35 protein-coding genes and 3 tRNA genes are annotated in these 25,661 nt (G+C 39.5%); 25 read left to right on the forward strand and 13 right to left on the reverse strand.

All coding sequences use genetic code 11. From position 1 onward, the window contains the following. The first annotated feature begins 64 nt into the window (after positions 1-64). The 6 genes from DV415_RS06715 to DV415_RS06740 all read left to right on the forward strand — a co-directional run bounded on the left by DV415_RS06715 (position 65) and on the right by DV415_RS06740 (position 4,603). Positions 65-910: a 23S rRNA (adenine(2030)-N(6))-methyltransferase RlmJ gene (locus tag DV415_RS06715; RefSeq protein ID WP_118790041.1), complete on the forward strand. Its 846-nt coding sequence runs from the start codon at positions 65-67 to the stop codon at positions 908-910. A 167-nt stretch (positions 911-1,077) separates the two neighbouring features. Beyond that, positions 1,078-1,407 (forward strand): YbaB/EbfC family nucleoid-associated protein, encoded by a 330-nt coding sequence (locus DV415_RS06720; protein ID WP_005629464.1) that lies wholly within the window; start codon positions 1,078-1,080, stop codon positions 1,405-1,407. A 61-nt stretch (positions 1,408-1,468) separates the two neighbouring features. Next, the gene (gene recR / locus DV415_RS06725; RefSeq protein WP_005626527.1) at positions 1,469-2,071 is read left to right on the forward strand and encodes a recombination mediator RecR; all 603 of its coding nucleotides are present in this window, start codon (positions 1,469-1,471) and stop codon (positions 2,069-2,071) included. Between the two features lie 15 nt (positions 2,072-2,086). Next, on the forward strand, positions 2,087-4,021 hold the full coding sequence (locus DV415_RS06730; protein WP_118789980.1) for a DNA topoisomerase III: 1,935 nt from the start codon (positions 2,087-2,089) through the stop codon (positions 4,019-4,021). 130 nt (positions 4,022-4,151) lie between these two features. Continuing rightward, entirely contained in the window at positions 4,152-4,493 is a 342-nt protein-coding gene (gene secG, locus DV415_RS06735) for a preprotein translocase subunit SecG (RefSeq protein WP_005630926.1), read from the forward strand. A 24-nt stretch (positions 4,494-4,517) separates the two neighbouring features. Beyond that, a tRNA-Leu gene (locus DV415_RS06740) sits at positions 4,518-4,603 on the forward strand. Between the two features lie 468 nt (positions 4,604-5,071). Here the strand turns inward: DV415_RS06740 and DV415_RS06745 are convergent. The 5 genes from DV415_RS06745 to mutY all read right to left on the reverse strand — a co-directional run bounded on the left by DV415_RS06745 (position 5,072) and on the right by mutY (position 7,938). Beyond that, a tRNA-Asn gene (locus DV415_RS06745) sits at positions 5,072-5,147 on the reverse strand. A 2-nt stretch (positions 5,148-5,149) separates the two neighbouring features. Beyond that, a tRNA-Phe gene (locus tag DV415_RS06750) sits at positions 5,150-5,225 on the reverse strand. A 235-nt stretch (positions 5,226-5,460) separates the two neighbouring features. Next, positions 5,461-6,537: a membrane-bound lytic murein transglycosylase MltC gene (gene mltC, locus DV415_RS06755; protein WP_118789981.1), complete on the reverse strand. Its 1,077-nt coding sequence runs from the start codon at positions 6,535-6,537 to the stop codon at positions 5,461-5,463. A 14-nt stretch (positions 6,538-6,551) separates the two neighbouring features. Beyond that, on the reverse strand, positions 6,552-6,824 hold the full coding sequence (locus DV415_RS06760; protein ID WP_005625838.1) for an oxidative damage protection protein: 273 nt from the start codon (positions 6,822-6,824) through the stop codon (positions 6,552-6,554). Continuing rightward, on the reverse strand, positions 6,802-7,938 hold the full coding sequence (mutY, locus tag DV415_RS06765) for an A/G-specific adenine glycosylase (protein ID WP_118789982.1): 1,137 nt from the start codon (positions 7,936-7,938) through the stop codon (positions 6,802-6,804). Before mutY ends, DV415_RS06760 begins: the two co-directional genes overlap by 23 nt. Positions 7,939-8,112: 174 nt before the next feature. Here mutY and rpmE point away from each other — a divergent pair, with 174 nt between their 5' ends. Next, complete coding sequence (gene rpmE / locus DV415_RS06770) at positions 8,113-8,325, forward strand: 50S ribosomal protein L31 (protein WP_005625828.1); 213 nt, start codon at positions 8,113-8,115, stop codon at positions 8,323-8,325. Positions 8,326-8,410: 85 nt separating this feature from the next. On the opposite strand, the gene DV415_RS06775 is transcribed toward rpmE, so the two are convergent. After that, a complete protein-coding gene (locus tag DV415_RS06775; RefSeq protein WP_118789983.1) occupies positions 8,411-9,007 on the reverse strand; it encodes a hypothetical protein in 597 nt (198 codons plus the stop codon). A gap of 75 nt (positions 9,008-9,082) precedes the next feature. Further along, positions 9,083-9,766, reverse strand: a complete 684-nt coding sequence (locus DV415_RS06780; protein ID WP_005625827.1) for a 2,3-diphosphoglycerate-dependent phosphoglycerate mutase — start codon at positions 9,764-9,766, stop codon at positions 9,083-9,085. Between the two features lie 175 nt (positions 9,767-9,941). On the opposite strand from DV415_RS06780, the gene envC reads away from it, so the two are divergent. Together envC and DV415_RS06790 are read left to right on the forward strand one after the other, a co-directional pair. Continuing rightward, positions 9,942-11,174 carry a murein hydrolase activator EnvC gene (gene envC, locus DV415_RS06785; RefSeq protein WP_118789984.1) on the forward strand — a complete coding sequence of 411 codons (1,233 nt, stop codon included), beginning with the start codon at positions 9,942-9,944 and terminating at the stop codon, positions 11,172-11,174. Continuing rightward, positions 11,174-12,016, forward strand: coding sequence for a divergent polysaccharide deacetylase family protein (locus DV415_RS06790; protein WP_118789985.1), 843 nt, complete (start codon positions 11,174-11,176; stop codon positions 12,014-12,016). The genes envC and DV415_RS06790 overlap by 1 nt, the downstream gene beginning before the upstream one ends. A gap of 29 nt (positions 12,017-12,045) precedes the next feature. Here the strand turns inward: DV415_RS06790 and murQ are convergent, their stop codons facing one another. The 4 genes from murQ to DV415_RS06810 form a co-directional block, all read right to left on the reverse strand. Further along, entirely contained in the window at positions 12,046-12,957 is a 912-nt protein-coding gene (gene murQ / locus DV415_RS06795; protein ID WP_118789986.1) for an N-acetylmuramic acid 6-phosphate etherase, read from the reverse strand. Between the two features lie 9 nt (positions 12,958-12,966). Next, the gene (locus DV415_RS06800) at positions 12,967-14,106 is read right to left on the reverse strand and encodes an anhydro-N-acetylmuramic acid kinase (RefSeq protein WP_192879104.1); all 1,140 of its coding nucleotides are present in this window, start codon (positions 14,104-14,106) and stop codon (positions 12,967-12,969) included. Positions 14,107-14,851: 745 nt separating this feature from the next. After that, positions 14,852-15,862 (reverse strand): phage portal protein, encoded by a 1,011-nt coding sequence (locus DV415_RS06805; RefSeq protein WP_118789988.1) that lies wholly within the window; start codon positions 15,860-15,862, stop codon positions 14,852-14,854. Positions 15,863-15,871: 9 nt separating this feature from the next. Further along, positions 15,872-17,650, reverse strand: coding sequence for a terminase large subunit domain-containing protein (locus tag DV415_RS06810; RefSeq protein WP_421794322.1), 1,779 nt, complete (start codon positions 17,648-17,650; stop codon positions 15,872-15,874). A gap of 66 nt (positions 17,651-17,716) precedes the next feature. Here DV415_RS06810 and DV415_RS06815 point away from each other — a divergent pair, with 66 nt between their 5' ends. Both DV415_RS06815 and DV415_RS06820 read left to right on the forward strand, forming a co-directional pair. Next, the gene (locus DV415_RS06815) at positions 17,717-17,902 is read left to right on the forward strand and encodes a type II toxin-antitoxin system HicA family toxin (protein WP_085012525.1); all 186 of its coding nucleotides are present in this window, start codon (positions 17,717-17,719) and stop codon (positions 17,900-17,902) included. 30 nt (positions 17,903-17,932) lie between these two features. Next, positions 17,933-18,361, forward strand: coding sequence for a type II toxin-antitoxin system HicB family antitoxin (locus tag DV415_RS06820; protein WP_105891871.1), 429 nt, complete (start codon positions 17,933-17,935; stop codon positions 18,359-18,361). A 91-nt stretch (positions 18,362-18,452) separates the two neighbouring features. On the opposite strand, the gene DV415_RS06825 is transcribed toward DV415_RS06820, so the two are convergent. Continuing rightward, positions 18,453-18,632 (reverse strand): hypothetical protein, encoded by a 180-nt coding sequence (locus DV415_RS06825; RefSeq protein ID WP_005672190.1) that lies wholly within the window; start codon positions 18,630-18,632, stop codon positions 18,453-18,455. On the opposite strand from DV415_RS06825, the gene DV415_RS06830 reads away from it, so the two are divergent. The 14 genes from DV415_RS06830 to DV415_RS06895 all read left to right on the forward strand — a co-directional run bounded on the left by DV415_RS06830 (position 18,626) and on the right by DV415_RS06895 (position 25,398). Next, complete coding sequence (locus DV415_RS06830; protein ID WP_118789990.1) at positions 18,626-19,258, forward strand: BRO family protein; 633 nt, start codon at positions 18,626-18,628, stop codon at positions 19,256-19,258. The genes DV415_RS06825 and DV415_RS06830 overlap by 7 nt on opposite strands. Positions 19,259-19,435: 177 nt before the next feature. Next, the gene (locus DV415_RS06835) at positions 19,436-20,245 is read left to right on the forward strand and encodes a GPO family capsid scaffolding protein (protein ID WP_118789991.1); all 810 of its coding nucleotides are present in this window, start codon (positions 19,436-19,438) and stop codon (positions 20,243-20,245) included. Positions 20,246-20,255: 10 nt separating this feature from the next. After that, positions 20,256-21,287 (forward strand): phage major capsid protein, P2 family, encoded by a 1,032-nt coding sequence (locus DV415_RS06840; protein WP_114908579.1) that lies wholly within the window; start codon positions 20,256-20,258, stop codon positions 21,285-21,287. Next, a complete protein-coding gene (locus tag DV415_RS06845; RefSeq protein WP_118789992.1) occupies positions 21,287-21,949 on the forward strand; it encodes a phage terminase small subunit in 663 nt (220 codons plus the stop codon). The genes DV415_RS06840 and DV415_RS06845 overlap by 1 nt, the downstream gene beginning before the upstream one ends. Positions 21,950-22,072: 123 nt before the next feature. After that, positions 22,073-22,579 carry a head completion/stabilization protein gene (locus DV415_RS06850; RefSeq protein ID WP_118789993.1) on the forward strand — a complete coding sequence of 169 codons (507 nt, stop codon included), beginning with the start codon at positions 22,073-22,075 and terminating at the stop codon, positions 22,577-22,579. Beyond that, positions 22,579-22,788, forward strand: a complete 210-nt coding sequence (locus tag DV415_RS06855) for a tail protein X (RefSeq protein ID WP_005668467.1) — start codon at positions 22,579-22,581, stop codon at positions 22,786-22,788. The genes DV415_RS06850 and DV415_RS06855 overlap by 1 nt, the downstream gene beginning before the upstream one ends. Before the next feature lies 1 nt (position 22,789). After that, a complete protein-coding gene (locus tag DV415_RS06860; RefSeq protein ID WP_118789994.1) occupies positions 22,790-23,011 on the forward strand; it encodes a phage holin in 222 nt (73 codons plus the stop codon). Continuing rightward, positions 23,004-23,522 carry a lysozyme gene (locus tag DV415_RS06865; protein WP_118789995.1) on the forward strand — a complete coding sequence of 173 codons (519 nt, stop codon included), beginning with the start codon at positions 23,004-23,006 and terminating at the stop codon, positions 23,520-23,522. Before DV415_RS06860 ends, DV415_RS06865 begins: the two co-directional genes overlap by 8 nt. Beyond that, positions 23,507-23,857, forward strand: a complete 351-nt coding sequence (locus DV415_RS06870) for a chemotaxis protein (RefSeq protein ID WP_118789996.1) — start codon at positions 23,507-23,509, stop codon at positions 23,855-23,857. The genes DV415_RS06865 and DV415_RS06870 overlap by 16 nt, the downstream gene beginning before the upstream one ends. Next, the gene (gene lysC, locus DV415_RS10365) at positions 23,820-24,035 is read left to right on the forward strand and encodes an Rz1-like lysis system protein LysC (RefSeq protein WP_118789997.1); all 216 of its coding nucleotides are present in this window, start codon (positions 23,820-23,822) and stop codon (positions 24,033-24,035) included. The genes DV415_RS06870 and lysC overlap by 38 nt, the downstream gene beginning before the upstream one ends. Continuing rightward, the gene (locus DV415_RS06880) at positions 24,032-24,247 is read left to right on the forward strand and encodes a TraR/DksA family transcriptional regulator (RefSeq protein WP_118789998.1); all 216 of its coding nucleotides are present in this window, start codon (positions 24,032-24,034) and stop codon (positions 24,245-24,247) included. Before lysC ends, DV415_RS06880 begins: the two co-directional genes overlap by 4 nt. Then, entirely contained in the window at positions 24,244-24,495 is a 252-nt protein-coding gene (locus tag DV415_RS06885; protein WP_118789999.1) for a hypothetical protein, read from the forward strand. Before DV415_RS06880 ends, DV415_RS06885 begins: the two co-directional genes overlap by 4 nt. Then, the gene (locus tag DV415_RS06890) at positions 24,470-24,940 is read left to right on the forward strand and encodes a phage tail protein (RefSeq protein ID WP_118790000.1); all 471 of its coding nucleotides are present in this window, start codon (positions 24,470-24,472) and stop codon (positions 24,938-24,940) included. The genes DV415_RS06885 and DV415_RS06890 overlap by 26 nt, the downstream gene beginning before the upstream one ends. Continuing rightward, positions 24,940-25,398 carry a phage virion morphogenesis protein gene (locus DV415_RS06895; RefSeq protein ID WP_118790001.1) on the forward strand — a complete coding sequence of 153 codons (459 nt, stop codon included), beginning with the start codon at positions 24,940-24,942 and terminating at the stop codon, positions 25,396-25,398. The genes DV415_RS06890 and DV415_RS06895 overlap by 1 nt, the downstream gene beginning before the upstream one ends. Here DV415_RS06895 and DV415_RS06900 read toward each other — a convergent pair. Further along, the gene (locus tag DV415_RS06900; protein ID WP_006995351.1) at positions 25,376-25,648 is read right to left on the reverse strand and encodes a hypothetical protein; all 273 of its coding nucleotides are present in this window, start codon (positions 25,646-25,648) and stop codon (positions 25,376-25,378) included. The genes DV415_RS06895 and DV415_RS06900 overlap by 23 nt on opposite strands. Positions 25,649-25,661 lie beyond the last annotated feature (13 nt).

The following is a 25,661-nucleotide window of genomic DNA, read 5'->3' on the forward strand; positions in this document are numbered from 1 at the left end:
GCACTTTAGTGCACAATCAGGCGAGTCAATGGGCTCGCCTTCATTATTAAACAAAGGATATATTATGCTGAGTTATCGTCACTCATTCCATGCAGGCAATCATGCTGATGTCTTGAAACATATCGTCTTAATGCTCATTTTGGAAAATCTTAAACTCAAAGAAAAAGGCTTTTTTTACTTGGATACGCACTCTGGCGTAGGGCGTTATCGTTTATCCTCAAACGAATCAGAAAAAACAGGGGAATATAAAGAAGGTATTGGACGTCTGTGGGATCAAACAGACTTACCCGAAGATGTTGCTCGTTATGTAAAAATGATCAAAAAACTCAATTATGGTGGCAAAGAACTACGTTATTACGCGGGTTCTCCATTAATTGCCGCGGAATTGTTGCGCTCACAAGATCGCGCACTATTAACCGAACTTCATCCTAGCGATTACCCAATCCTTCGCAATAATTTTAATGACTACAAAAATGTCACCGTAAAATGTGACAATGGCTTTCAACAAGTCAAAGCAACGCTTCCGCCAAAAGAACGCCGTGGCTTGGTGCTAATTGATCCGCCTTATGAATTAAAAGAAGATTATGATCTTGTCGTCAAAGCTATTGAAGAAGGCTATAAGCGTTTTGCCACTGGCACTTATGCGATTTGGTATCCCGTTGTATTACGCCAACAAACTAAACGTATTTTTAAGGGCTTAGAAGCAACGGGGATTAGAAAAATTCTAAAAATTGAGCTCGCAGTTCGCCCTGATAGCGATCAACGAGGTATGACGGCAAGCGGCATGGTGATAATTAATCCACCTTGGACATTAGAAACCCAAATGAAAGAAATTTTTCCTTATCTCACAAAAACATTAGTTCCAGAAGGTACAGGTAGCTGGACTGTCGAATGGATTACACCAGAATAACCGTCTCTTCCCATTCTAAACACCACTAAATTTCACTGCACTTTACTTCAAAAGTGCGGTGAAATTTTCTGAGATTTTAAATACCCCAAATCATTAACCCCACTGTTCCCAAAAGCCCATTTTTTCGCTAGAATGCACGCAATTTTGACTTAATAAAGGATAACATTATGTTTGGAAAAGGCGGTTTAGGCGGCTTAATGAAACAAGCCCAACAAATGCAAGAAAAAATGCAAAAAATGCAGGAAGAAATCGCGCAACTAGAAGTAACGGGTGAATCTGGTGCGGGTTTAGTGAAAATCACAATTAATGGTGCACATAACTGCCGTCGCATTGACATTGATCCGTCTTTAATGGAAGACGATAAAGAAATGTTAGAAGATTTAATCGCGGCCGCTTTTAACGATGCGGTACGTCGTGCAGAAGAATTACAAAAAGAAAAAATGGCATCGGTTACCGCTGGAATGCCATTACCTCCGGGAATGAAGTTTCCGTTTTAATTATTAGGCGCGTGAATATAAGATTCACGCGTCATCTCTCAGTTTCCTCTCATTAATCACTATGCAAAGCAGCCCACTTTTAGAACACCTTATTGAAAACTTACGTTGTCTTCCAGGCGTAGGGCCTAAATCTGCGCAACGTATGGCTTATCATCTTTTACAGCGTAATCGTAGCGGTGGAATGAATTTAGCTCGAGCACTCACAGAAGCCATGTCTAAAATTGGCCATTGTTCACAATGTCGAGACTTTACGGAAGAAGACACTTGCAACATTTGCAATAATCCACGCCGTCAAAATTCAGGTTTACTTTGTGTCGTTGAAATGCCAGCAGATATTCAAGCTATTGAGCAAACAGGGCAATTTTCAGGACGTTATTTTGTTTTAATGGGACATTTGTCTCCACTTGATGGCATTGGTCCCCGTGAAATTGGTTTAGATTTACTGCAAAAACGCTTAGTAGAAGAGTCTTTTCACGAAGTAATTCTTGCAACAAATCCAACAGTGGAAGGCGATGCGACGGCAAACTACATCGCTGAAATGTGCCGCCAGCACAATATCAAAGTGAGTCGTATCGCTCATGGCATTCCAGTCGGTGGTGAACTAGAAACTGTGGACGGCACAACGCTTACTCACTCTTTTCTAGGTCGTCGTCAAATCGACTAATCTTCTCATACCATTATGCGTTTATTTATCGCCGAAAAACCAAGCTTAGCTCGCGCTATTGCTGATGTGCTCCCGAAACCCCATCAACGTGGGGATGGTTTTATCAAATGTGGCGATAATGATGTGGTAACTTGGTGTGTAGGGCATCTACTTGAGCAAGCAGAACCCGATGCCTATGATCCTAAATTCAAACAATGGCGTTTAGAGCATCTCCCTATCATTCCTGAAAAATGGCAACTTTTACCACGAAAAGAAGTGAAAAAACAACTTTCTGTAGTGGAAAAACTAATCCATCAAGCCGATACACTTGTTAATGCGGGAGACCCTGATAGAGAAGGACAATTACTTGTCGATGAAGTGTTCAGTTATGCTAATTTATCTGCAGAAAAACGCGATAAAATTTTACGCTGCTTGATTAGCGACCTAAATCCAAGTGCGGTAGAAAAAGCGGTTAAAAAATTACAACCCAACCGTAATTTTATTCCTCTTGCCACATCCGCACTCGCACGAGCTCGCGCCGATTGGCTTTATGGCATCAATATGACGAGAGCCTATACTATTCGTGGCAGACAAACTGGCTATGATGGCGTGCTTTCGGTTGGTCGAGTGCAAACCCCTGTGCTGGGTTTAATTGTACGTCGAGATTTGGAAATTGAACATTTCCAACCGAAAGATTTCTTTGAAGTACTAGCCTGGATTAATCCAGAGAATAAAGAACAAAAAACTCAGGGGAAATCAACCGCACTTTTTAGTGCCTTATGGCAACCTAGCAAAGCTTGTGAAGATTACCAAGATGATGACGGCAGGGTGCTCTCTAAAGGATTAGCAGAAAACGTTGTAAAACGTATTACAAATCAACCAGCAGAAGTAACCGAATACAAAGACGTTCGTGAAAAAGAAACGGCGCCCTTGCCTTATTCCCTTTCTGCGTTACAAATTGATGCAGCAAAGCGATTCGGTATGTCCGCTCAAGCCGTATTAGATACGTGCCAACGCCTATATGAAACTCATCGTTTAATTACTTATCCGCGTTCTGATTGTCGATATTTGCCCGAAGAACATTTTACAGAACGTCATAACGTATTAAATGCAATTTCAACCCATTGTGAAGCTTATCAAGTCTTACCAAATGTCATTTCAATTGAACAAAGAAATCGCTGTTGGAATGATAAAAAAGTAGAAGCTCACCATGCAATCATTCCAACCGCCAAAAATCGTCCAGTAAATCTAACACAAGAAGAACGTAATATTTACAGCCTTATCGCTCGCCAATATTTAATGCAATTTTGTCCTGACGCAGAATATCGTAAAAGCAAAATCACATTAAATATCGCCGGCGGTACTTTTATAGCCCAAGCGCGAAATTTACAAACGGCTGGGTGGAAAGAATTATTAGGCAAAGAAGACGATACAGAAAATCAAGAACCCTTATTACCAATAGTAAAGAAAGGACAAATTTTGAATTGTGAACGCGGAGAGGTAATTAGTAAAAAAACTCAGCCGCCAAAGCCTTTCACAAATGCAACTTTGCTTTCAGCAATGACGGGAATTGCACGATTTGTACAGGATAAAGAACTCAAAAAAATTCTGCGAGAAACGGATGGATTGGGCACAGAGGCTACTCGCGCTGGCATCATTGAGTTACTTTTTAAACGCGGTTTTTTAACGAAAAAAGGGCGAAATATTCATAGCACAGAAACTGGAAGAATTTTAATTCAGGCATTACCAGATATTGCCACCCAACCAGATATGACCGCCCATTGGGAATCACAACTCACAGACATTAGTCAAAAACAAGCAACCTATCAGCAATTTATGCATAACTTGAATCAAATATTGCCTGATTTAGTCCGTTTTGTAGATCTTAATGCATTAAGACAATTAAGCCGCATTAAAATGATTAAATCCGATAGAGCAAAACCTAAAAGTGCGGCAAAAAAAATCCAGTAAATCAAACGGTCAAACTGATTAAAGTTAAACCAGTTAATATTTTTTTTATGCAAAGCACTTGCGAGAAAATTGAATTTTCTATAACATTCACGACTGGTTTTCTTGCAAAATTGCAAATTAGAGAGAAAAAATGTATCAAGTTCTTTTATTTATTTATGTTGTTGTCGCGATTGCCTTGATCGGGTTTATTCTCGTTCAACAAGGTAAAGGAGCGAACGCTGGCGCATCTTTTGGTGGCGGCGCATCAGGTACAATGTTTGGCGCTGCTGGTGCAGGTAACTTTTTAACACGTACCAGTGCGATTTTAGCAACCGCATTTTTTGTTATTGCTCTTGTTTTGGGAAACATGAATTCACATAAAGGCAATATTCAAAAAGGTGCTTTTGACGATTTATCACAAGCTGCAGAGCAAGTTCAGCAACAACAAGCAGCTCCAGCGAAAGAAAATAAAAATAGCGACATCCCACAATAAAATAGGATTAGCATAAAAATTAACGCTCTGGTGGTGGAATTGGTAGACACGCTATCTTGAGGGGGTAGTGACCACAGGTCGTGCGAGTTCAAGTCTCGCCCAGAGCACCATTTGACTAAACAAAGCCCCGCGAAACTAATCGCGGGGTTTTGTTTTATCTACTATTATTGGGGTTATCTTATTTCCCGTCTCATATTCCATCACAATACGCTCTCCAAGATTCAATATCAAAAACAGTAAACTATAGAAGATAAGACCTGATTATTAGATATGGCAAAGAGTTTTCCTTGAATGCTCTATAAAGGCTTTATTTCATTATTACAAACTGTAAGAAACCACTCCTTTTGTAACTAGATATAATCTTTATAAATATACACAAGGTTCATATAAACGTTTTTCTTTACTGATTCAAAGCATTAATGAAAATACAAAAGAAAGAAGATAAGGAAAAAAGATGGGAAAAAACAGAATTAATTCTGATGCTTAATAACTTCCGTTTTAAATGGGGAAATAATTTATGTGCTGGAATAAGAGATAGCAAAAAGCCGCTAAAATTCTTTAGCGGCTTTTTTTGAATTTGGCTCCTCCTGCGGGACTCGAACCTGCGACATATGGATTAACAGTCCACCGTTCTACCGACTGAACTAAGGAGGAAATGGTGCCTCGAGGCGGAATCGAACCACCGACACGGGGATTTTCAATCCCCTGCTCTACCGACTGAGCTATCGAGGCGTTATCGTTATTGGCTACTGCCTGACAACGGAGCGTATTAAACTATTTTTTTGGGATTCGGTCAACACTTAAATTTAAAAAAATACAAAAAAACGTTGCGTTTGAATAGTTAATCATCAATATGTTTATTAAAACAACGAAATAATAAAATTATTTCAAAATAAACCGCACTTATTATAAAAAATGCTCGATGGTATTTCCTAACGAGCATTTTTGATTATCTGAAAAAATTCAATTATCGTCTTACACGGAATTTTTTCTGTGCCTTATCAACTTTCAACAAATAATTGCGAGCCTGTGATGATGGGTGAGCTGTCGTTAGAATGCGATAAACTTGCTCTGGATACATTTGGTTAATTTTGTAAATCGCCATATCCTTATCATTATCAAAAACACGCAATACAGCACCAGCCCCACTATTATAAGCAGAAATCATTGCAAAACGTTTTGAGGTTGGATTCGTAATTCCATCTAAATATTGATTTTGTAAAATCCACAAATAAGATACGCCAGCATCAATATTATTCGCAGGATCATATAAATAACGAGTTGATGGTTGACCGCCCTTTCCTTTCATTGCAAATACATCTCGACCTGCCGTATGAGGCACGACTTGCATTAATCCAATTGCATTTGCATAGCTAATCGCGTATGGGTTAAAACTAGATTCTGTTTGTATAATACCTAAGATCAAACTTTCATCAATGCCATAACGTTCAGCCGCTTTACGAACCAATGGTAGATATTTCTGTGCACGCACTTCTACGTGATTTGCAATCATTGGAATCGCAACAAATTGCACAGTATGCCCGTTTTGTAATCGACGAGTTTGTAATTTATTTTGAATCAAGTAAGTGGCGAAATTACTTGCGATAACTTGATTAGCAATTTGTTGCCCTTGATGATCCACAACCTGTCCTAAAAGGAATGGACGAGAGCTAATCGGCACATCTCCAGATGCAAATAAATCAATACCTTTTGCATCCGCCCCCATTAACAAAGTATGGACAATAGCATTATGTAATCGATTGAGATCTTGCTGGGTTTCAATAACGATATTACCTTCATCAAAACTCACGTGGCTACGCGTATAAAAAGAATCTGTATATTTCACGTAATCTTTTCGACTAGCCACTAACAATTCATTGACGCCCCAAATGCGGTCAATATTATGCGAGAATTGCCCTGTGAGAATATCTAACCCTTGCGTGTCTTTTGCAAAGGATTCATCATAATTCATGCTTCCACGATTTAACGAATCGCTACAAGCATACAAAAGCGGTAATAACGCTAATACTAAATACTTTTTCATTGTATAACAGCCAATTAATTTGATGGAGGAACATAACCTTCAATATGAACATCTTTACCTTCAAACAAAAAATTCACCATTTCTTGTTCTAACAATTTACGGTGTTCCGCGTTCATCATATTGAGTTTTTTCTCATTCACTAGCATTGTCTGTTTCTTAATCCATTCTCCCCAAGCTTTCTTACTCACTGAATCAAAAATACGTTTACCTAGTTCTCCAGGATAAAGTTGGAAATCTAAACCTTCAGCTTCTTGTTTGAGATACTCACAAAATACCATTCTTGCCATAATAATTCCTTGCAAATTGTATTAAAAGATTCTTCACGGGCTGAGCAAGCCCGATCTGTTCAGGATTTTTCGGATCATACCAATATTTGACCGCACTTGATAGATTTGATTGATATTCTTTTGGGCTTTCCACAACTTTGCGCCAATCTACATTAGCTTGCTCAATATTAATTCCACCGTCCATTTCAGCATAAATAGGATAGATATCTAAATGGAAATGACTAAAGGTATGACGAAAAGCTGGCCATTCTTGATAATAGCTGACTTTTTCTTGCGCTAAAAAACTAAGTAACGATGCTTTATCTTCAAATTGTGGAAAACAAAATAATCCGCCCCATAACCCCGAGTTTTCTCGCTGCTCCAAGCACACTTTGCCATTTTTAGATAAAATCAAAAAATAAGTGTCTTTTTCTGGCATATTTCTTTTCGGCTTTTTAGCAGGAAACTTTTCCCAACTATGATTTTGATAAGCTAAGCACTCAAAATTTAATGGGCAAAGCTCACATTTTGGTTTGGTTCGCGTACATACCATCGCGCCAATATCCATCATAGCTTGATTAAAATCCGCCACACGACCTATGGGTGTAACCTGTTCCGTCAACGTCCACAAATAATTTTCTACTTTTTTATCGCCAGGCCACCCCTCAACAGTAAAATAGCGAGCTAACACTCGTTTTACATTACCGTCTAAAATCGGATAAGGCTGATTTAATACGGAAGATAAAATAGCTCCAGCTGTCGAGCGCCCCACACCGGGTAACGCCCAAACATGCATAAAGTCTGTCGGAAAATTTCCATTAAATTCATCCCGCACTTTTTGGGCTGCTTTATGCAAATTACGCGCCCGAGCGTAATAGCCTAAACCAGACCATAAATGCAAAACTTCATCTTGAGAAGCATCGGCAAGTGCGGTGATATTTGGAAATGTTTTAATAAATCGCTCAAAATAAGGAATCACTGTCGCAACTTGTGTTTGTTGTAACATCACCTCAGAAAGCCATACGCCATAAAGCGTTTTATCTTGTTGCCACGGCAAATGTTTACGTCCAAATTTGTCATACCATTTCAGCACAGATTGTGCAAAAGGTGCGTTACTTGAAGATTTTGCTAACATAAAAGAAAAGTGCGGTTAAAGATCCTGACGATTTTACACGAAAATAAGGCTTGTTTATCTGTATTTTTTCAGTATAATCCGCGATCTATTTGGTGCCAATTATGGCGTATTATTAACTCACGCGGTGTGGGGAGAAAGTTCTTATAGCGGCGTGGCTTCATTTTGAGGTTTTCTATGAAACAAGGTATTCATCCTGAATATAAAGAAATCACAGCGACCTGTTCTTGTGGTAATGTGATCAAAACTCGTTCAACTTTAGGTAAAGACATCAATCTTGATGTGTGTGGTAACTGCCACCCATTCTACACTGGTAAACAACGTGTTGTTGATACTGGTGGTCGTGTTGAGCGTTTCAACAGCCGTTTCAAAATTCCAAGTACAAAATAATTTGGACTTGTTTGAAAAACCCTGCCAATCTGCGGGGTTTTATTTTATCAAGAAGATAAAATCTTGCTCATTTCAACAAACTAGTTTACAAACTTATCGCATTCTCAACCTGAACGAAAAATCCTTTATCATTCAAAATAATGCTGTAATCTGTTTGATAACTTTTTCCATCCGTCACCACTAAAGCATGGCAGCTTCGAATGCCTTTTTGCGGATAAAATTGCGTTTCTCTTTCTTGGAGAATTTGTTTCACCATCATGCTAGTTTTGGTTGCCTCTCCTTGCTGCTTAAATGCATCAGATAGCACTTTTGACACAGAAAAATCATTACATTGTGGCACGATCACTGGCTTATAAACTGATTTCTCTTTTGCTGTTTTTTCATGTTTTGCAGAAACAACTGTTGTTTTCTCAATAGATGCCTTAGGTTTCGAGCTAATTTCCTTTACCAAAACTTTGGGCTTTTTGTCTGTCAATTTCACAACTTGTTTTTTATTATTAGTACTAGTTTTCTTGGTTAGAACTGATTTAGTTTCTTTCGTTTTTTTAGTTTGTTGTTTTTTATCTAAAGATTTGGTTACTACAATTTTTTTATTTATTTGATTTTTATGTACTGGTGCTGCAATAACTGATGTTGTAAAAAATGGCAACAATGCCAAAATGAACATTATCAATTTTCTCATTCATGTCTCCTTAAACATAAAGTACGGTTAAAATTAACCGCACTTTGAATGTTAAATAAAAAATAAAACGATAAATTAAAGATAGTAGTGTTCTACGTAATTTAATTTATCATCAAGTTTTAATACTAAAGGTTGACCTGTTGGAATTTCAAAATCCATAATTTCAGCATCAGAAATACCAATAATATGTTTTGCCAATGCGCGGAGTGAGTTACCGTGAGCAACAACTAAAACACGTTTACCAGAAAGCATTGCTGGTGCAATTTGATCTTCCCAGAATGGAAGTGCACGCTCTAAAGTAATTTTTAAGTTTTCTGCATTTGGCACAACGTCAGACGGAATATTTGCGTAACGACGGTCATTATGTGCAGAATTTGGATCTTGTGGATCTAAATCTGGTGGAGAAATGTCATAAGAACGACGCCAAATATGAACTTGTTCGTCACCGTATTGTTCCGCAGTAGCTTTTTTATCTAAACCTTGTAAAGCACCATAATGACGTTCATTTAAACGCCAGTTTTTCACTTGAGGAATCCATAATTGATGGGATTCTTCTAACACGATGTTACAAGTTTTGATTGCGCGAGTTAGCACAGATGTAAATGCGATATCAAACTCATAGCCAGCATCTAATAATTTTTTGCCCGCTGCTTTTGCTTCTTCTACGCCGCGTTCTGTTAAATTTACATCACGCCAGCCAGTGAACAAGTTTTTCGCATTCCATTCACTAAAACCGTGACGGATAAATACTAATTCCATAAGAATCTCCTAAAATTTAAGTAAAAGATAACTCGCACTTTATAGCAAAAATTGAGTATGTTTAAAAGCAAAAAGGCGATTTTTCCTGATCTTTAGCAAAAAATAGGAGCTAAACTTTTTCGCCTTTTAACAAATGTGATAAGATTTGTGCGATTTTAAGAATTTAGGAAAAATTATGCTGTATTCGGGATTAAACAAAAAAATATCGCCATTTTTCACCGCACTTTTTGGCTGCGGTTTGTTGATTTTTTCCCCAATAAGCCATGCGTCCGATCTTAACCAGATTCAAAAGCAAATTAAGCAACAAGAATCTAAAATTGCTGAACAAAAACACGAGCAAGCTAAGTTACAAGCTAATTTGAAAAACCATGAAAGTAAAATTAATGCTGTCGTGGGGGAGTTACATGAAACAGAAATGAGCTTGAAAGAAATTCGTAAGCAAATTTCTGATTCAGATAAACAACTCAAACAATTGGAGAAACAAGAATCTGAACAAAAATCACGCTTAGCGAAACAAATGGATATGATTTATCGCTCAGGTTTAAATCCTTCCGTCATTGAAAGAATGTTTTCTAAAAATGCGGAAAAAGCAGAACGCATGAAAGTGTACTACCAACATTTAAACCAAGTTCGAATCGAAATAATTGATAGTTTAAAAGCAACACAAGCTCAAATTGTATCCCAAAAAGAATCAATTTTAGGTCAGCAAAAAAATCATCGAGATCAACTTTTAACGCAAAAAAAACAGCAACAAGAATTACAAAAATCACAGCAAGAACGTCAATCTACGCTAAATGAACTTAATAAGAATTTGGCGAGAGATCAAAATAAATTGGATAGCCTAAAGGCTAATGAACAAGCGCTCCGTCAAGAAATTCAACGTGCAGAAAAAGCAGCCTTAGAACAAGAAAAAAGAGAGCGTGACGCGCTTTCACAGCGACAAAAAGCTGAAGAAAAACGGACTTCAAAACCTTATCAACCGACAGCACAAGAACGTCAATTGCTTAACAGTACAAGTGGTTTAGGAATTGCCAAAAAACAATATTCAGCACCAGTTTTAGGGCCAACTTTACATAATTTTGGAACGATTCAGGCAGGTGAAGTTCGTTGGAAAGGTATGGTTATTGGCGCCTCTGCTGGAACGGCAGTCAAAGCGATTGCGGCTGGGCGTGTCATTTTAGCGGGGTATTTGAATGGTTACGGTTATATGGTCATCGTCAAACATGGTGAAACCGACTTAAGTTTGTATGGTTTTAATCAAGCCGTATTAGTAAAAGTTGGTCAACTTGTCTCTGCGGGACAAACTATTGCTCAAGTGGGCAATACTGGTGAAATTTCGCGTTCCGCACTCTATTTTGGAATTAGCCGAAAAGGCACACCAGTGAATCCAACTGGATGGATTCGTTAATGAAACTTCTCATAAAAAATGCGGTGAAAAATTTCATCATTTTTTCTACCGCACTTTATACTTCCATCTCCCTTGCGCAAAATAAACTTGCTATTGTTATTGATGATGTAGGCTATCATCTCAAAGAAGATGCGGCTATTTTTGCAATGCCGCGTGAAATTTCCGTCGCAATTATTCCTGCTGCGCCTCATGCTCGAGCACGAAATCAAGAAGCAAAATCTCAAGGCCGAGACATTTTAATTCATATGCCGATGCAACCGGTGAGTGCCGTGAAAATAGAAGATGGAGGGCTACATTTAGGAATGTCTGCAACACAAGTCAATAATCGGGTAGATACAGCCAAAAATATCGTGAATTATGCAATTGGCATGAATAATCACATGGGTAGTGCAGCTACAGCCGATCCCCAATTAATGACTTATTTAATGACCGCACTTCAAGAAAAACATTTATTCTTTTTAGATAGTCGAACAATAGGAAAATCTGTAGCTGGAAAAATAGCAAAAGAACAAGGGGTTCGTTCATTAGATCGCCACATATTTTTAGATGACAGTAACGAACTAGCTGACGTTCAACATCAGTTTCAAGCTGCAATTCAATATGCAAGGAAACATGGTACAGCGATTGCGATAGGGCATCCTCGTCCAAATACAATAGCGGTGTTACAAGCTGGTCTTAACAATTTACCAGCAGATATCCAACTGGTAGGAATGGGCAACTTATGGCGCAATGAAAAAGTAATTCCACCTAAACCATTTATTCTATTATTTACAGAAATGCCTGCGCCAACCTCAATGGAACCTTTTGAACCCGTAGGATTACTACGCGGAATTCCAAAATAAAAACCTGATTTTACAATCAGGTTTTTGTCTTATTTAGAAAGTGCATTTCTTAATTTACCTTGATGTCTTTCTAATAATGCCTTCGCCTCTAATTTTGATAAATTACTTAAAATCATCATAATTGCAAGCTTGGCATTTTGCTCTGCTTCAATTAATGTCTGCTCAGCGAGCACTTTATCACAATCCGTTGCTTGCATCACAATACATACAGCGCGTGCTTTAAGCTTTTCATTACTGGCTTGTACATCGACCATCAAATTTTCGTAACATTTACCCAATAAAATCATACTTGCCGTAGTCAGCATATTCAGTACCATTTTTTGTGCGGTACCAGATTTTAAGCGACTAGATCCCGTCAATATTTCAGGCCCAACAATCGTCTCTATCGCAATATCGGCTATCTCAGCCATCGCAGATTTTGGATTACTCGCAATAGAAACTGTCAATGCCCCAAGAGATTTAGCGTACTGAAGACCTGCAATAACATAAGGTGTGCGGCCACTTGCAGCGATGCCAACTAATACATCATTTTTTGAGAAATTTATACTTCGTAGATCCTCAAGTACAGCTTTCGTATTATCTTCCGCCCCTTCTACGGGATGACGAATAGCATGTTCTCCGCCTGCAATAATACCTTTGACAATTTCCGAAGATACACCAAATGTAGGAGGGCATTCTGATGCATCCAATACGCCAAGACGACCGCTCGTCCCAGCCCCAATATATACTAGACGCCCGCCCTGTTTAAAAGCATTAACGATTTTATCTACCGCTAACGAAATCTCTGGCAAACATGCTTCAATAGCTAAAGGAACTTGTTTATCTTCCTTATTCATTAATCGAACAATATCTAAAGCACTTTGACGGTCAATATCAATTGAATTCAGATTTCTCTGTTCCGTAATTAACGTAGATAAACTTTTTAATATAATGTCATTCATATTTTAACCTTAGTCTTTAGGAAAAATAGCCCCCAAACTAACCGCACTTTTTGCGCCAGTTACGCTAGGCAGGTTTGCTGGTAAATTGTTCATTCGACAATAAGCCAACCAAGCAAAAGCAGCGGCTTCTACATAATCAATATCAAAACCTTGCTCTGTCGTTGTACCAACCTGCCAATCGAGTAAATTATCATGCAATCCACGCATAATTAAGCTATTCTTTGCGCCGCCGCCACATACTAGTAAACGTTTTGGTAAATCTGTTTGGAGTTGATTTAGTGCATTGACAATGCTTGTTACCGTCAATTCAACAAGCGTCGCTTGTACATCTTCTGGAGATAATGTTTTTTTAGAGCAAAGTGCGGTAAGTTTTTCAGATGTTTTTTCTACTTTGCCAATTAACCAATCAAGATTAAATAGCTCTCTCCCTGTACTTTTGGGGGCTGGTAAAGAGAAAAAAGGTTCATTTAATAATTCCTCAAGCAGAACTTGATTCACGTTGCCTTTTGAAGCCCACTCACCATTTTTGTCATAGCGAAGACCTTGGTGTTTTTCTATCCATTGATCTAATAATGTATTACCTGGCCCCATATCAAAGCCAATTACAGGTTGATTAGGAAACAATATAGAGACATTACTAATCCCTCCAATATTTAAAACAACTGTAGCAAAATTAGCATTTGAGAATACAGCTTTATGGAAAGCGGGTACAAGAGGAGCACCTTGTCCACCTAAAGCCATATCTTTACGACGAAAATCACCAATAACCGATATTCTCGTCTTAGCTGCCAATAAATTCATATCGCCTAGTTGCATCGTGAAAGGAAATTCTGAAGCAGGAGAATGCCATACAGTCTGCCCATGACAACCAATAGCTTCAATTTGGCTTGGAATAAGATTATATTTTTGTAGAAAAGTATTTACACAATCGCAATACAGTAAAGCAAGCTCATGATCGAGTTCGCCTAAATTTTGTAGAGTAGTTTCACCAGCTTGAATGAGTTTGGTTAATTTCTGACGTAAATTTTCTGGCATAGGAAAAAAATCAGATAAGATAAGTCGAGGCTCTAGAGAAAAATCAACGAGGGCAACATCCACTCCATCTAGACTAGTTCCAGACATCATGCCAAGATAATATTGAGGTTTCATACTAATTATTTTTATATTTAAATACTCGATAATTATATATCTAATTCAAAAAGAAAAATAAAAAGAATTATTAAATAATATGAAAAAGGTATGAGTATAAAGATATTTTATGATTAATCGAAAAGGATATTTTGATGGCAGGGGCGGAGAGGCTCGAACTCCCAACACCCGGTTTTGGAGTTATGCAAACTGTGAATAGTTGGTAGCCATTAAGAAAATAAATAACAAATAATTCAATCAGTTATCCAATCAATCAAAACTGCAACACTTTTAATATACCATAAAAAAAATCGTACTCCACGCCACACTAACGACACATCTAGACACATAACTTTTTTGCTTACCAAAAGATCTGATTTTTCACTTTTCTGCGTTTGTTTGCGTTAAAAGATCTGAAATAAAGGATCTGAAAAGCGCTATTACTGAAAAGGCTTTGTAAAGGATCTAAAATTGCGTTGAAATCGACATCTTTAGTGTGCGGGCGTGGCGAGGGTTTGACTGCGATTTTTCATGCGGATTTTGGGAGAAAAATCAGAGCAAATTTGGCTTTTCCGCTTTGTGCTATTGGGTGGTTTGGTATAATAAACTGGGGGAATACTAAGAAGAAAAGAGAAAACAAATGCCCTTTTGTGTATCAATGCAAAAGATCTGTCAGAGATAATTCGGGTGCAGATGACGGACTCGAACAAATAAAAGGATCAAAAAAAGGCGTGATGATTATCACGCCATACAGTAAACAGTTTGACTACTCTAATAGTTTATACTCATTGAACGTGATCACTTCTTCCCCTACCCAACTATTAATCTCTTTCAATCGTTCTTGCAATGGGATTATCTCATTAATAAAAAACACTCGCGTTGCTTTTTCTACATCACCAAAACCGCCTGTATTATTAGGCACAATTCCCATTAGTTGCGGTGGCACACGGTGCGCAGCTAACACATCATCACGGCTTGCGTTCTTAATGTTTAGGAAATCATCTTTGGCGATAGCATCAGACAATGGAATAACTTGCATCCCATCTTTCTTCCCATTTGGAATATACACAAATAAATTTTTAAAGTTGCCAGTCCCTTTGGTCTGTCTGATTTGTGTTTTGATTGCTTCAATATCATCTTGGTTCTGTGTTGGGTCGGTCATGTAAATAATCGAACCCGCATGCGCGCCATTCAAATAATATTTACGGCGGAACAATGTGGCACTTTCATTTAAAAAAGCGGATTGAAGTGCGGCCAAATATTCTGGCACGCCATAAATCTCTTGATTCACATCAGGATTAATCAAGTTAAAGACAGAACCTTTTTTAAATTCATATTCATCAAAACCATTCACAATCTGATAAAACACGCCTGTTTCAACACCGACACGCATATATTTAGCAAGAGGGGATTTTAACGAGACAACCTTACCAAACGAATTTACAGCTTTCTCAATATAAGCATTGCCAAAGACCAAGTAATCTTGCACCAGTTTTTCTAATTGGGTACGAGGTAAAAGTGCGGTGGTTTTGCACGTTGAAAGTAAAATGTTTTTCTTCACCGTGATCGCACTGTTGTGATGGGCTGAGGCATTTAAGGCTTTAGCCAAGTAACTTAAATTAATTGGCGGATTGTAATATTTTTCATACATCACCACGCTTTCGAAATAATTCAGTATTTCTGCACGGTCAATCACTGGAATTGGCTCCCCAAAGCTGAATGCCTGTGCTTGATTTCCAGTAGAAAGTGCGGTGGTTTTTTTTGTGTTTTTGCTCATTGGATTATCCTATTCAAAGGTAAATATTGTTGATTTGTTGCTTGATACATCGCCGCCTAAACCATAAGGCACATTTAAAATACAGTTCATGATTGCCCATGATAAATCGCCGTGGCTTGCATCTTCCGAACGATCTGAAACATAAGTAATTTTCCCCGTGCTAGTAATGCGTTTTTTCACCGTCATAAAACTACTCACGATGTCATTGTCTCCACTATCAAATTTCAGGCGGCGTTTCTGAATTAAATTTTGTGTTTTTAACACCATTTCATTTTTTAGATCGGCGTTATACTCTAGGCCCTGCGCCATTGGATAAAACTTTCTCACTTCCTGATAAACACCCGACCCCATCCCCGTTTTATCAATCACAATGCGAGTCACATTGTAATCATCACAAAACTGCTTAATGCGGCTTGCTTGTGTTTCGTAATCCATACCGTGAAAAGTTTGTTTATGTAAAACGCGATAATCGCCCCCTTCCACTTTCGGCGGTGCAACAATCACTAAGGCTGCACGGTCGCCAGTAAAAGCAGGGTCATAACCTAACCACACTTCACGATTGCCGAATGGGCGCTGATAAAATGGCTTGTAATCGTGCCATTCTTCTAAGCTATCCACTTGGCAAAGTTGCAAGTCGGAAAACTTGAAAGCAGAACTGTTATCATCGGCAAATTGGCACAAAAACAATTGTTCAAATTCTTCTTTGCTGTTTTCTGCGATTAGGTCATCAATGTTGAATAGATTACACCCGCCTTCCATTGCATCATAAATACTCACAATCTGTTTCCATTGCCGGTCGGCACAAAGTTTCCCACTCTTTAAGTTTGCGTGAGAAATATCGATTTCGATTTTTTCTGATTTCGCACGATTGCGATTAAACGCCTTGCCTGAAAAGAACGCATAAGCAGGGTGTGCAATCGTGGTCGGTGTGGAAAAATACGTTTGGCGATACATCTTTTGAGCCGCCATACCTGATGCCACTTTACGCATCACATCAAATTTAGGCACCCAAAACACTTCATCGAAATACAAATTGCCGTGGTAGGATTGAGCCGTAGCGGAGTTCGTGCCAAGGAAAATCAATTCTGCCCCATTTGGCAGTTTGATGGTTTCGCCTTTTAAATCTACATCTGCCGTTTGCTTGGCGTAATTCACAATATACGAGCGAAACTGTAAGGCTTGTTTTTTACTGGCAGATAAAAAAATTTGATTGTGCCCCGTCGTCAAAGCATCAATAAAGGCTTCGTGGGCGAAATAGTAAGTCGCCCCGATTTGTCGGCTTTTTAAAATATTTCTAATTCGATGTTCTTTCGCCTTGTGCCAAATTCGCTGATAATTAAACATTCCATCAAGAAAGCCATTAATCAGCAATTCTTCTTGTTCCTGATCAATGGCATTGGGTTCGGTTTTCTTGCGGTCGCCCTTGTTGCGGTTCGCCAGTTTAGGATTTAAATCTACTTCATTGCCGTCACCAAAAGAATACTTTTTCACTCTCGCCATCCGTTCCATTTGGCGACCGAGCAAATCAATTTCTTTATAATCTGAACCGCTCTTTTCTTCTTTGGCAATCAGCAAATTCAATCTTGTCTCAAGGGCTAATTCAACCCGACCAACAGGCGCAATATCGTCCCACTTTTCTCTGTCTTTCCAACTGGCAATCGTTGATGCAGGAATATTTAACTGGCGTGAAATTTCAGCGATTTTATAGCCGCTAAAATACATTACTTGCGCCTGACGTTTAGTGTCAGCTGTAGTTTCTGGTGAGGTATTATTTAATTCTTCCACTATAAAAAATCTTGTATTGTGTGTATGCTTGTGTATAATTTATCGTGATTAAGACGACAAGGAGGAAGCATGCGATCCAGCGACTTAATCAAGGAACTTAAAAATGCAGGTTGTACTTTTGTCAGGCACGGTAAAGGCGATCATCAAATCTGGCAATCGCCCATCACAGGGAAGACGTTCCCCGTACCACACCCAAAACAACACGTACCCATCGGCACATTAAGATCCATTAAAAAATCGGCAGGGCTTCTATAGCTCTGCCGAGCTAACCCACAAGGAGCGACTATGTTATTTACCATCGGCATTGAAACCCCAACAAATGAAAATGAAGCCTACGGCATTACGGTGCCAGCATTATTTACTGAAGAATATTCCTGCTTTAGTGCCGCTGATACCCTTGAAGAAATCCCAACGCAGGCGACTGATGCCATTCATTCCATCTTAGAAATAATGTTTGAAGACGGAATAGATATCAACGAACTTCAAGACAAAGGCTATCGTCACTATCAAACGCAAGAAGATTTCAACTATTGCGATACTTGGTTGTTGCTTGATGTAGATATTTCCGCATATCAAGGCAAACGCCACCGTATTAATATCAGCTTGCCTGAATACCTTATCAAACGCATTGATAGCCGTGTCGCAAGCAACCCCATTTACAAAGACCGCAGCCACTTTTTAGCAGTTGCTTCGCAAAAAGAGCTACGGCAATAATTTCCCCTACGCTTGACAAGCCCCGCTCTCAAGCGTAGGATACTGCTTACAGGGTCTCAAAAGCCCTAACAACAAACGGTAATTCACCCCGTCAGCGTGATTTTTTTGTACCCGCAAAAAGTGCGGTCAAAAACAACAATTTTTTATCAATGGTCGAGAGTGCGAGGAATACAATACCGCAAGGGAATAACTCCGCTTGATTTGTTGCAAGTTTTGAGCTCTCGACCGCCCGATTTTCGGGATTTCCATCAAAAGGAACAACAAATGACAACTCAAATCTCCACCTTCAATTTCAAATCTAACTCTATCCGTATCGAAGTAATCAACAATGAACCTTTCTTTGCATTGAAAGATGTTTGCGATGCTCTTGCGATCAAAGTAGCCAGCCCAGAACGTTTCAGATTAAATTTTGAGGGGGTTACAAGAAATGTAATCCCTACCTCAAGCGGAAACCAAGAACTAACTTTCATCAACGAACCGAACCTCTACCGCATTATTTTCCGCTCCAACAAAGTCGAAGCGATTGAGTTTCAAAACTGGATCTTTGAAGAAGTCCTCCCGCAAATCCGCAAAACAGGAAAATATGAAATAAGCCAACCTGCCTTGCCTATGCCAGAACCCACTTACTCGCAATCTTTTTCCCAACAAGATATTGACAACCTAGTATGGTTATTGTTTTCCCACGAAAGAATGCGTTTCTTATTGGAAAATCTGTATAAGCCGTTGGCATTATTCAATTCTCCTTTTGCTCCGCAAGTATATGGTAACGTCACTGAATACAAACGAGTTCATAAAATCGCCAAACCGCTCATTAAAAAACTGCTGGATAAACTCCAATCAGATAACCCTGAAAAATGGCGTCATCTCACACGCTATCTCAATAACGAAATTTGCTAATTCTCAACCGCACTTAGGTGCGGTTTTTTCTTGCCTGTCATCATAGAAATTCAACGTGCGGTCGTCTTTTGGGGCGTTTTGTGAAAGGGAAGACAACAACGGCAAGCCGTGGCAACGCCTTGAAAACTCTTTCAGAATGAGCGCAATGATTCAACTCATCAAAAGGATAGAAAGCCAATGGCAAAAAAATCTAAATGGGTGGTTGTGGCGACAGAAGGCGCAACCACAGACGGACGCACTATTCAGCGCAACTGGATTTCAGAAATGGCAGAAAGCTATGATCCGAAAAACACCTATGGCGCACGAATCAATTTAGATCACATCAAATTTTCAGTTTATCTGCCAGAAATGGCGAACTCACATTGTTTTGGCGATGTGTTAGCTGTAAAAACAGAAGAACGTGAAGACGGCAAATTACAACTTTTAGCTCAATTACAGCCAACTGATGCACTTATTGCATTAAATAAAGAAGGACAAAAAGTTTACACCTCCGTAGAAATTGACACCAATTTTGCCGACACAGGCAAAGCCTATTTAGTTGGTTTAGCCGTCACAGACAACCCAGCGAGCCTAGGCACAGAAATGTTAAGTTTCTCACACAATGGTTTAAATGCTCGCAAGTTAAAAGCGGACAACATTTTCACTGCCGCTATTGAAACTGAATTGGAATTTGTGGAAGAAACACAAAGCATCTTTGAAAAAATCAAAGGCTTGTTTGCGAAAAAAGAAAAATCAGACGATGAACGCTTTTCTAATCAAACACAAGCCATTGAGCTTTTAGCCGAGCAAACCAAAGAAACCTTGGAAAAATTAACCGCACTTTCTGACGATTTAGCAAAACAGCAAACCGAATTAACGGAAGTGAAAGCCACCAATGAAAGCATTCAAGCCAAATTCACCACGCTTGAAAAAGCACCGTCCGCCGACTTCGGCAAACGTCCAATCGTTGCCGGTGAAGGTAAATCCGAATTTTTAACCGATTGCTAAAGGAACAACCATGCGCAACGAAACTAAACAGAAATTTAATGCCTATGTGGCACGTGTCGCCGAATTAAACGGTGTAACAAGTAATGATGTAGCAGAAACATTTACCGTAACCCCAAGCGTAGAACAAAAACTGATTGAAAAAGTGATGTTAAGTTCGAACTTCTTACAATGGATTAATGTTGTTCGTGATCCGTTAATGGAAGCGGAATTGGTCGGTCTTGAAGTGGCTTCCGCGATTGCAAGCACAACAGATACCAACACCAAAGAGCGCGAAACCAAAGACGTTTCCAAAATGACCGGTCGCAAATATAAATGCGAACAAGTCAATTTCGACACGCATATTCCATGGGCAAAACTCGACCAATGGGCGAAACACCCTGACTTCCAGAAAAAATTGGCAAATTTAACGCAAAAAACCATCGCCTTAAACCTCATTATGATGGGGCTAAACGGCACAAGCCGCAGTGAAACCTCCGATTTGTCTTCAAATCCGAAACTGCAAGACGTGAAAAAAGGTTGGCTACAACAATTACGTGACGATATGCCAACACATGTAATGAACGGTGCAAATACTGAGAACAAAATCAAAGTGGGTAAAGGTCAAGCCAAAAACCACGGCTATGAAAACATTGATGCCTTAGTGCTTGATGCCGTCAACACCTTAATTGATGAAGTTTACGCCGATGACACCGAATTGGTGGTTATCTGCGGTCGTGAAATCTTAAACGATAAATACTTCAACATCGTTAACACGGATTTAAAACCGACGGATGACCTTGCAAGCCAAGTGATCATCTCACAAAAACAAATTGGTGGTTTAAAAGCGATTCGCGTCCCGTTCTTCCCGAAAAACTCAATCCTGATCACCCGATTGGATAATTTATCCATCTACATTCAGGAAGGGTCAATGCGCCGTTTCATTAAGAACAATCCGAAACGCAACCGCGTAGAAGATTACTTGTCGCAAAACATCGACTACAAAGTCGAAGAATACGGTTGCGCGGCATTAATCGAAAACATCACATTCGAAGATAAAGAATAATGACTGAACGTCTATCACCCGCACAAATCCATCTTCGTACCGTCTCCGCTGCAGTGGCTCATGCAGCGGAAACCGAAGACCTAAGCGATTTCACTGAATATGAAAAAATGTGCCGCTTGCTTGCGCGTCACCGCAAGGATTTAAAACAAATCCAATCGACGGAACGCAAAGCAGCATATAAAAAACAAATTTTGGTGGATTACTTACCATGGATTGAAGGCGCATTGTCTGCCGGCACCGGCAAACAAGACAATGTGCTGATGACATGGTGCGTGTGGGCGATTGACTGTGGCGAATATCATCTCGCCTTACAGATTGCCGATTATGCCGTATTTCATGATTTACGCTTGCCCGAGCCATTCACTCGAACACTTGGTACTTTGTTAGCAGAAGAATTTGCCGACCAAGCCAAAGCCGCACAAGCCGCCAATAAACCGTTCGAAGTGGCTTACTTAGAGCAAGTTCAACGCATCACCGCTGATTGCGATATGCCCGATGAAAGCCGTGCTCGATTATTGCGTGAATTGGGTTTGTTATTGGTTGATAAGAACCCTGAACAAGCACTGGCATATTTAGAACGTGCTTTGGGTTTAGATCAGAAAATTGGCGTGAAAGGCGATATTAAAAAATTACGTAAGCAATTAAACAAAGCCGATGAATAATCGGTTTTGGTAAAGAGCAAACCACGCAGCCGTCGGGCGGATTAAAAGTGCGGTCAAATTCTGACGGATTTATTGGCCGTGCTTAATTTAATCCTCACCCGACTTTTTTATAAGGGTAAATCAATGAGCGACGGCGCAATATCAGTCAAACTTGCCCCCGATTATGAAATGGGCGAAGTGCAGCAACAGTTAAATGATTACGATACGTTAGATGACATTATCAGTAATGATGGTTTCTTCCCCGATATGTCACTTTCCCAATTTCGTAATCAATACCGTGCAGACGGCACCATCACCACACAACGTTTACAAGATGCCTTGATTGAGGGCATGGCAAGCGTCAATGCAGAACTCTCCACGTTTAAAACGCAAAGTAAACACGACAGTTTAGAACAGATCTCTGCCCCCTACATCAACGGCGAAAGCGTGCTGATTTATCGCTATAAACGTGCGGTAAGTTGCTTGGCACTGGCAAACCTTTATGAACGCTATGCAAGCTACGACAGCACTAACGATGGCGAAAAGAAAATGGCGCAACTCAAAGACAGCATTGATGAATTACGCCGTGATGCTCGCTTTGCGATTAGCGACATATTGGGCAGAAAACGTGTCGATGCGGAGTTAATCTAATGCAAGTTTACGCACAACAAAATGACAATTTGGACGCCATCCTTTATCGCCATTTTGGACGAAGTGAAGGCTTACTCGAAATAACATGCGAACTCAATCCACATTTAATGGATAAGCCCATTATTCCCATTGGTACCCCAGTCATATTGCCAGATGCCGATACAGAAAAAATCAGTGTAGCAAATGACACAATTCAACTTTGGAGCTGATATGCACGACACACCATCAAGAGCGTCTTACACATCAGGAATATTCGCTTTCTTAATTGGACGCATTGCCGATATGTTCTCAAATGTAAATTGGGCTGATGTCGCATCGGTTACAGGTATTGTGATTGGTATCGCCACCTTTCTTGTGAATTGGTATTACAAGAAAAAAGATTTTGAATTAAAAGAAAAAGAACTCGAACAACGGATCCATCATCATGATTAAACGAATCGCAAAATACGTCTGCTCAGTCACGGTTGTTGTTGGGCTTGTTATTGCCACGCACGGAAATGAAATTCGAATATCAGAAAAAGGCTTGTTGCTGACTGGCAATGCCGAAGGTTGCATGCAAAAACCCTATCAATGCCCCGCTGATGTTTTAACTATCGGCATTGGCACAACAGATGCAGTAGAAAAAATTAACCGAAATAAAATTTACACCTTGCAAGAAATTGCCGAATTATACACGAAAGGCATTAAGCAAGCCGAAAAGTGTGTGAATACCTATGCCAACGGTCAAGCCATGCCACAAGGGGGATTTGATGCATTGACATCAATTACATTCAATGTTGGATGTGGTCGATTAAAAAACAGCACACTTTTTAAAATGGCATGGAAAGGATACAGCAAAGAAATGTGCGGTCAATTTGAACGTTGGATTTATGCAGGCGGAAAACCACTGAAAGGCTTAATTGAAAGACGACAAAAGGAGAAGGCATTATGTTTGGGTTCTTAACGAAAAAAGAAAAATACATTTTATTGATTGGCCCGCTCATGCTTGTGGCAATTATTCTGTTTCAAGGGTGGCAAGCCAACCACTGGCGAGCCGAAGCTGCCAAAGAAGAACAATTAAAATTGCAGTGGGTAGAATCTTACATGGCATTGAATGAAAGCGTGGATAAATTCAATGAGCAACAAAAAGCACTCACGGAAGCCGTAAATCAGTTAAAAATCTCTCAAACCAAGCAAACACAGGATTTAAAAAATGCACTTAAAAAACACCAAGATTGGGCTGACACTTTTATCCCTGATGATGTTAGCGGCGTGTTCAACAGCACCGAAAATCATTAAACAGCCAATTCTATGCCCGCAAGTTGCAGAATGTACACCACTTGCCGCCACAATTAAAACTAACGGCGATTTGGCTAACGCCTATCTACAAAGCCAACAAAAGCTAAGTGTATGCATTGTTGAGAATCAAGCATTAAAGAAATGCATTGATGAATTTAATAAGCAGGAAAAACAATGACCGATCAATTTGACCGTGCGCAAGAACTCGAACAAATGACACGTGATATTGCGTTACAAAAACACCGCACTTTTAAAGCAATCAGTGCGTTTTATTGCGAAGATTGCGACATCCCAATCCCTGAAAAACGCCGCCAATTAATTCAAGGCGTAACCCGTTGCGTGGTTTGTCAGCAAAAATACGAAATGCAACAACGGAATTTCAGAAAATGAGAAAAACAACTCTTTATCTCGCCATTGCAGCTTCATTGCCGTGTTTAGCAAATACGTACACCGTACCATTTAGAGATGGTCCATTTGGTAAATATTCAAATTATCCTGACGGAAGAATAACAGAAGTATGCATTCATCAAGTAGGCTATTTGATGACGGACACTGGACATTTGGTTGTTGCCGTAGATAAAGACAACCGACCATTAATTTGCAAGCAGAAAAATGAAAAAGCCCAACCAACTGCGTAAAATCCTTGAACAAAGCCATCCCGATTTTGTAAAAAATCCCGACCATCTACAACTTTATGTGGACGGTGGACAAATCGTCGCAACGGGTGCCGCATCATTTAGTTTTGAATATCGTTACACACTCAATGTCGTGGTGACTGATTATGCAGGCGATATTGCCACCTTGATTGTGCCAATGATGGCTTATCTCCGCACAAATCAACCTGAAATATTAGAAAATCCACAAATTCGAGAGAACGCATTTAAATTCCAGGTAGATTACAACAATAACAACACCGCAGATATTAGTTTTGAAATCCAACTCACTGAACGTGTCGTGTCGAAAAAAGACGGTAATAACGTGCAGATCCATTATGCAAAAGAACCCGTATGGGATGAACCAAACCGAGTAAAAGTCTATTTGGAAAACTTGGATTCATTAATTTTTGAGGGTGATATCGTCTAATGGCTACAGTAGAAGAAGTTCAGGCAAAATTGACCGCACTTATTGCCAATCTTTCTCCACAGGCTCGTAGACAGCTTGGGCGAAAAATCGGGCAAGCCTTACGAAAAAGCCAATCGAATCGAATTGCACGCCAACAAAATCCAGATGGTTCTGCTTTTGAGCCAAGAAAACCACGTAAAGAATTTGGCAAAAAGAAAGGACGAATCAAACGCAAAGCCATGTTCGCCAAACTTCGTACCGCCCGACATTTAAAAGTGCGGTCAAATGGTAACGAAGTTTCTGTGGGTTTTAATGGCTCAAGTGCCGCCATTGCTGCAGTGCATCAATACGGTTTAAGCGCTAGCCCATCTAAAAATAAAGATTTCAAAGTGCAATATGCCCAGCGTGAATCGCTGGGTTTTTCGGAAAGTGATGTGAATTTAATTGAAGATTTGATTATTGAGCAATTAAGTCTTTAGATTGTGATTTTAATTTGATGTGCTTGCGAATAATGTGAATCCAATAGCAATACACTGCAAGTGCTGCAACACCAAGGAAAAAGTTGATTTCAGCAAGCCAAAGCACCGACCCCATCATCAACATATAAAGAAACAGAACAGGCGCGGCAATAATGCCAGAAACTAACCAAGGCAATGCAATCAAACCGAAACCGACAGCGAGCCCAAGCACACCAAAAGCGAAGATGAGCAGAAAAAGAATTGTGATCATATAGCCCCCTTTG

The sequence above is a fragment of the Haemophilus haemolyticus genome (assembly GCF_003490595.1).
Taxonomy (GTDB): Bacteria; Pseudomonadota; Gammaproteobacteria; order Enterobacterales; family Pasteurellaceae; genus Haemophilus; species Haemophilus haemolyticus_L.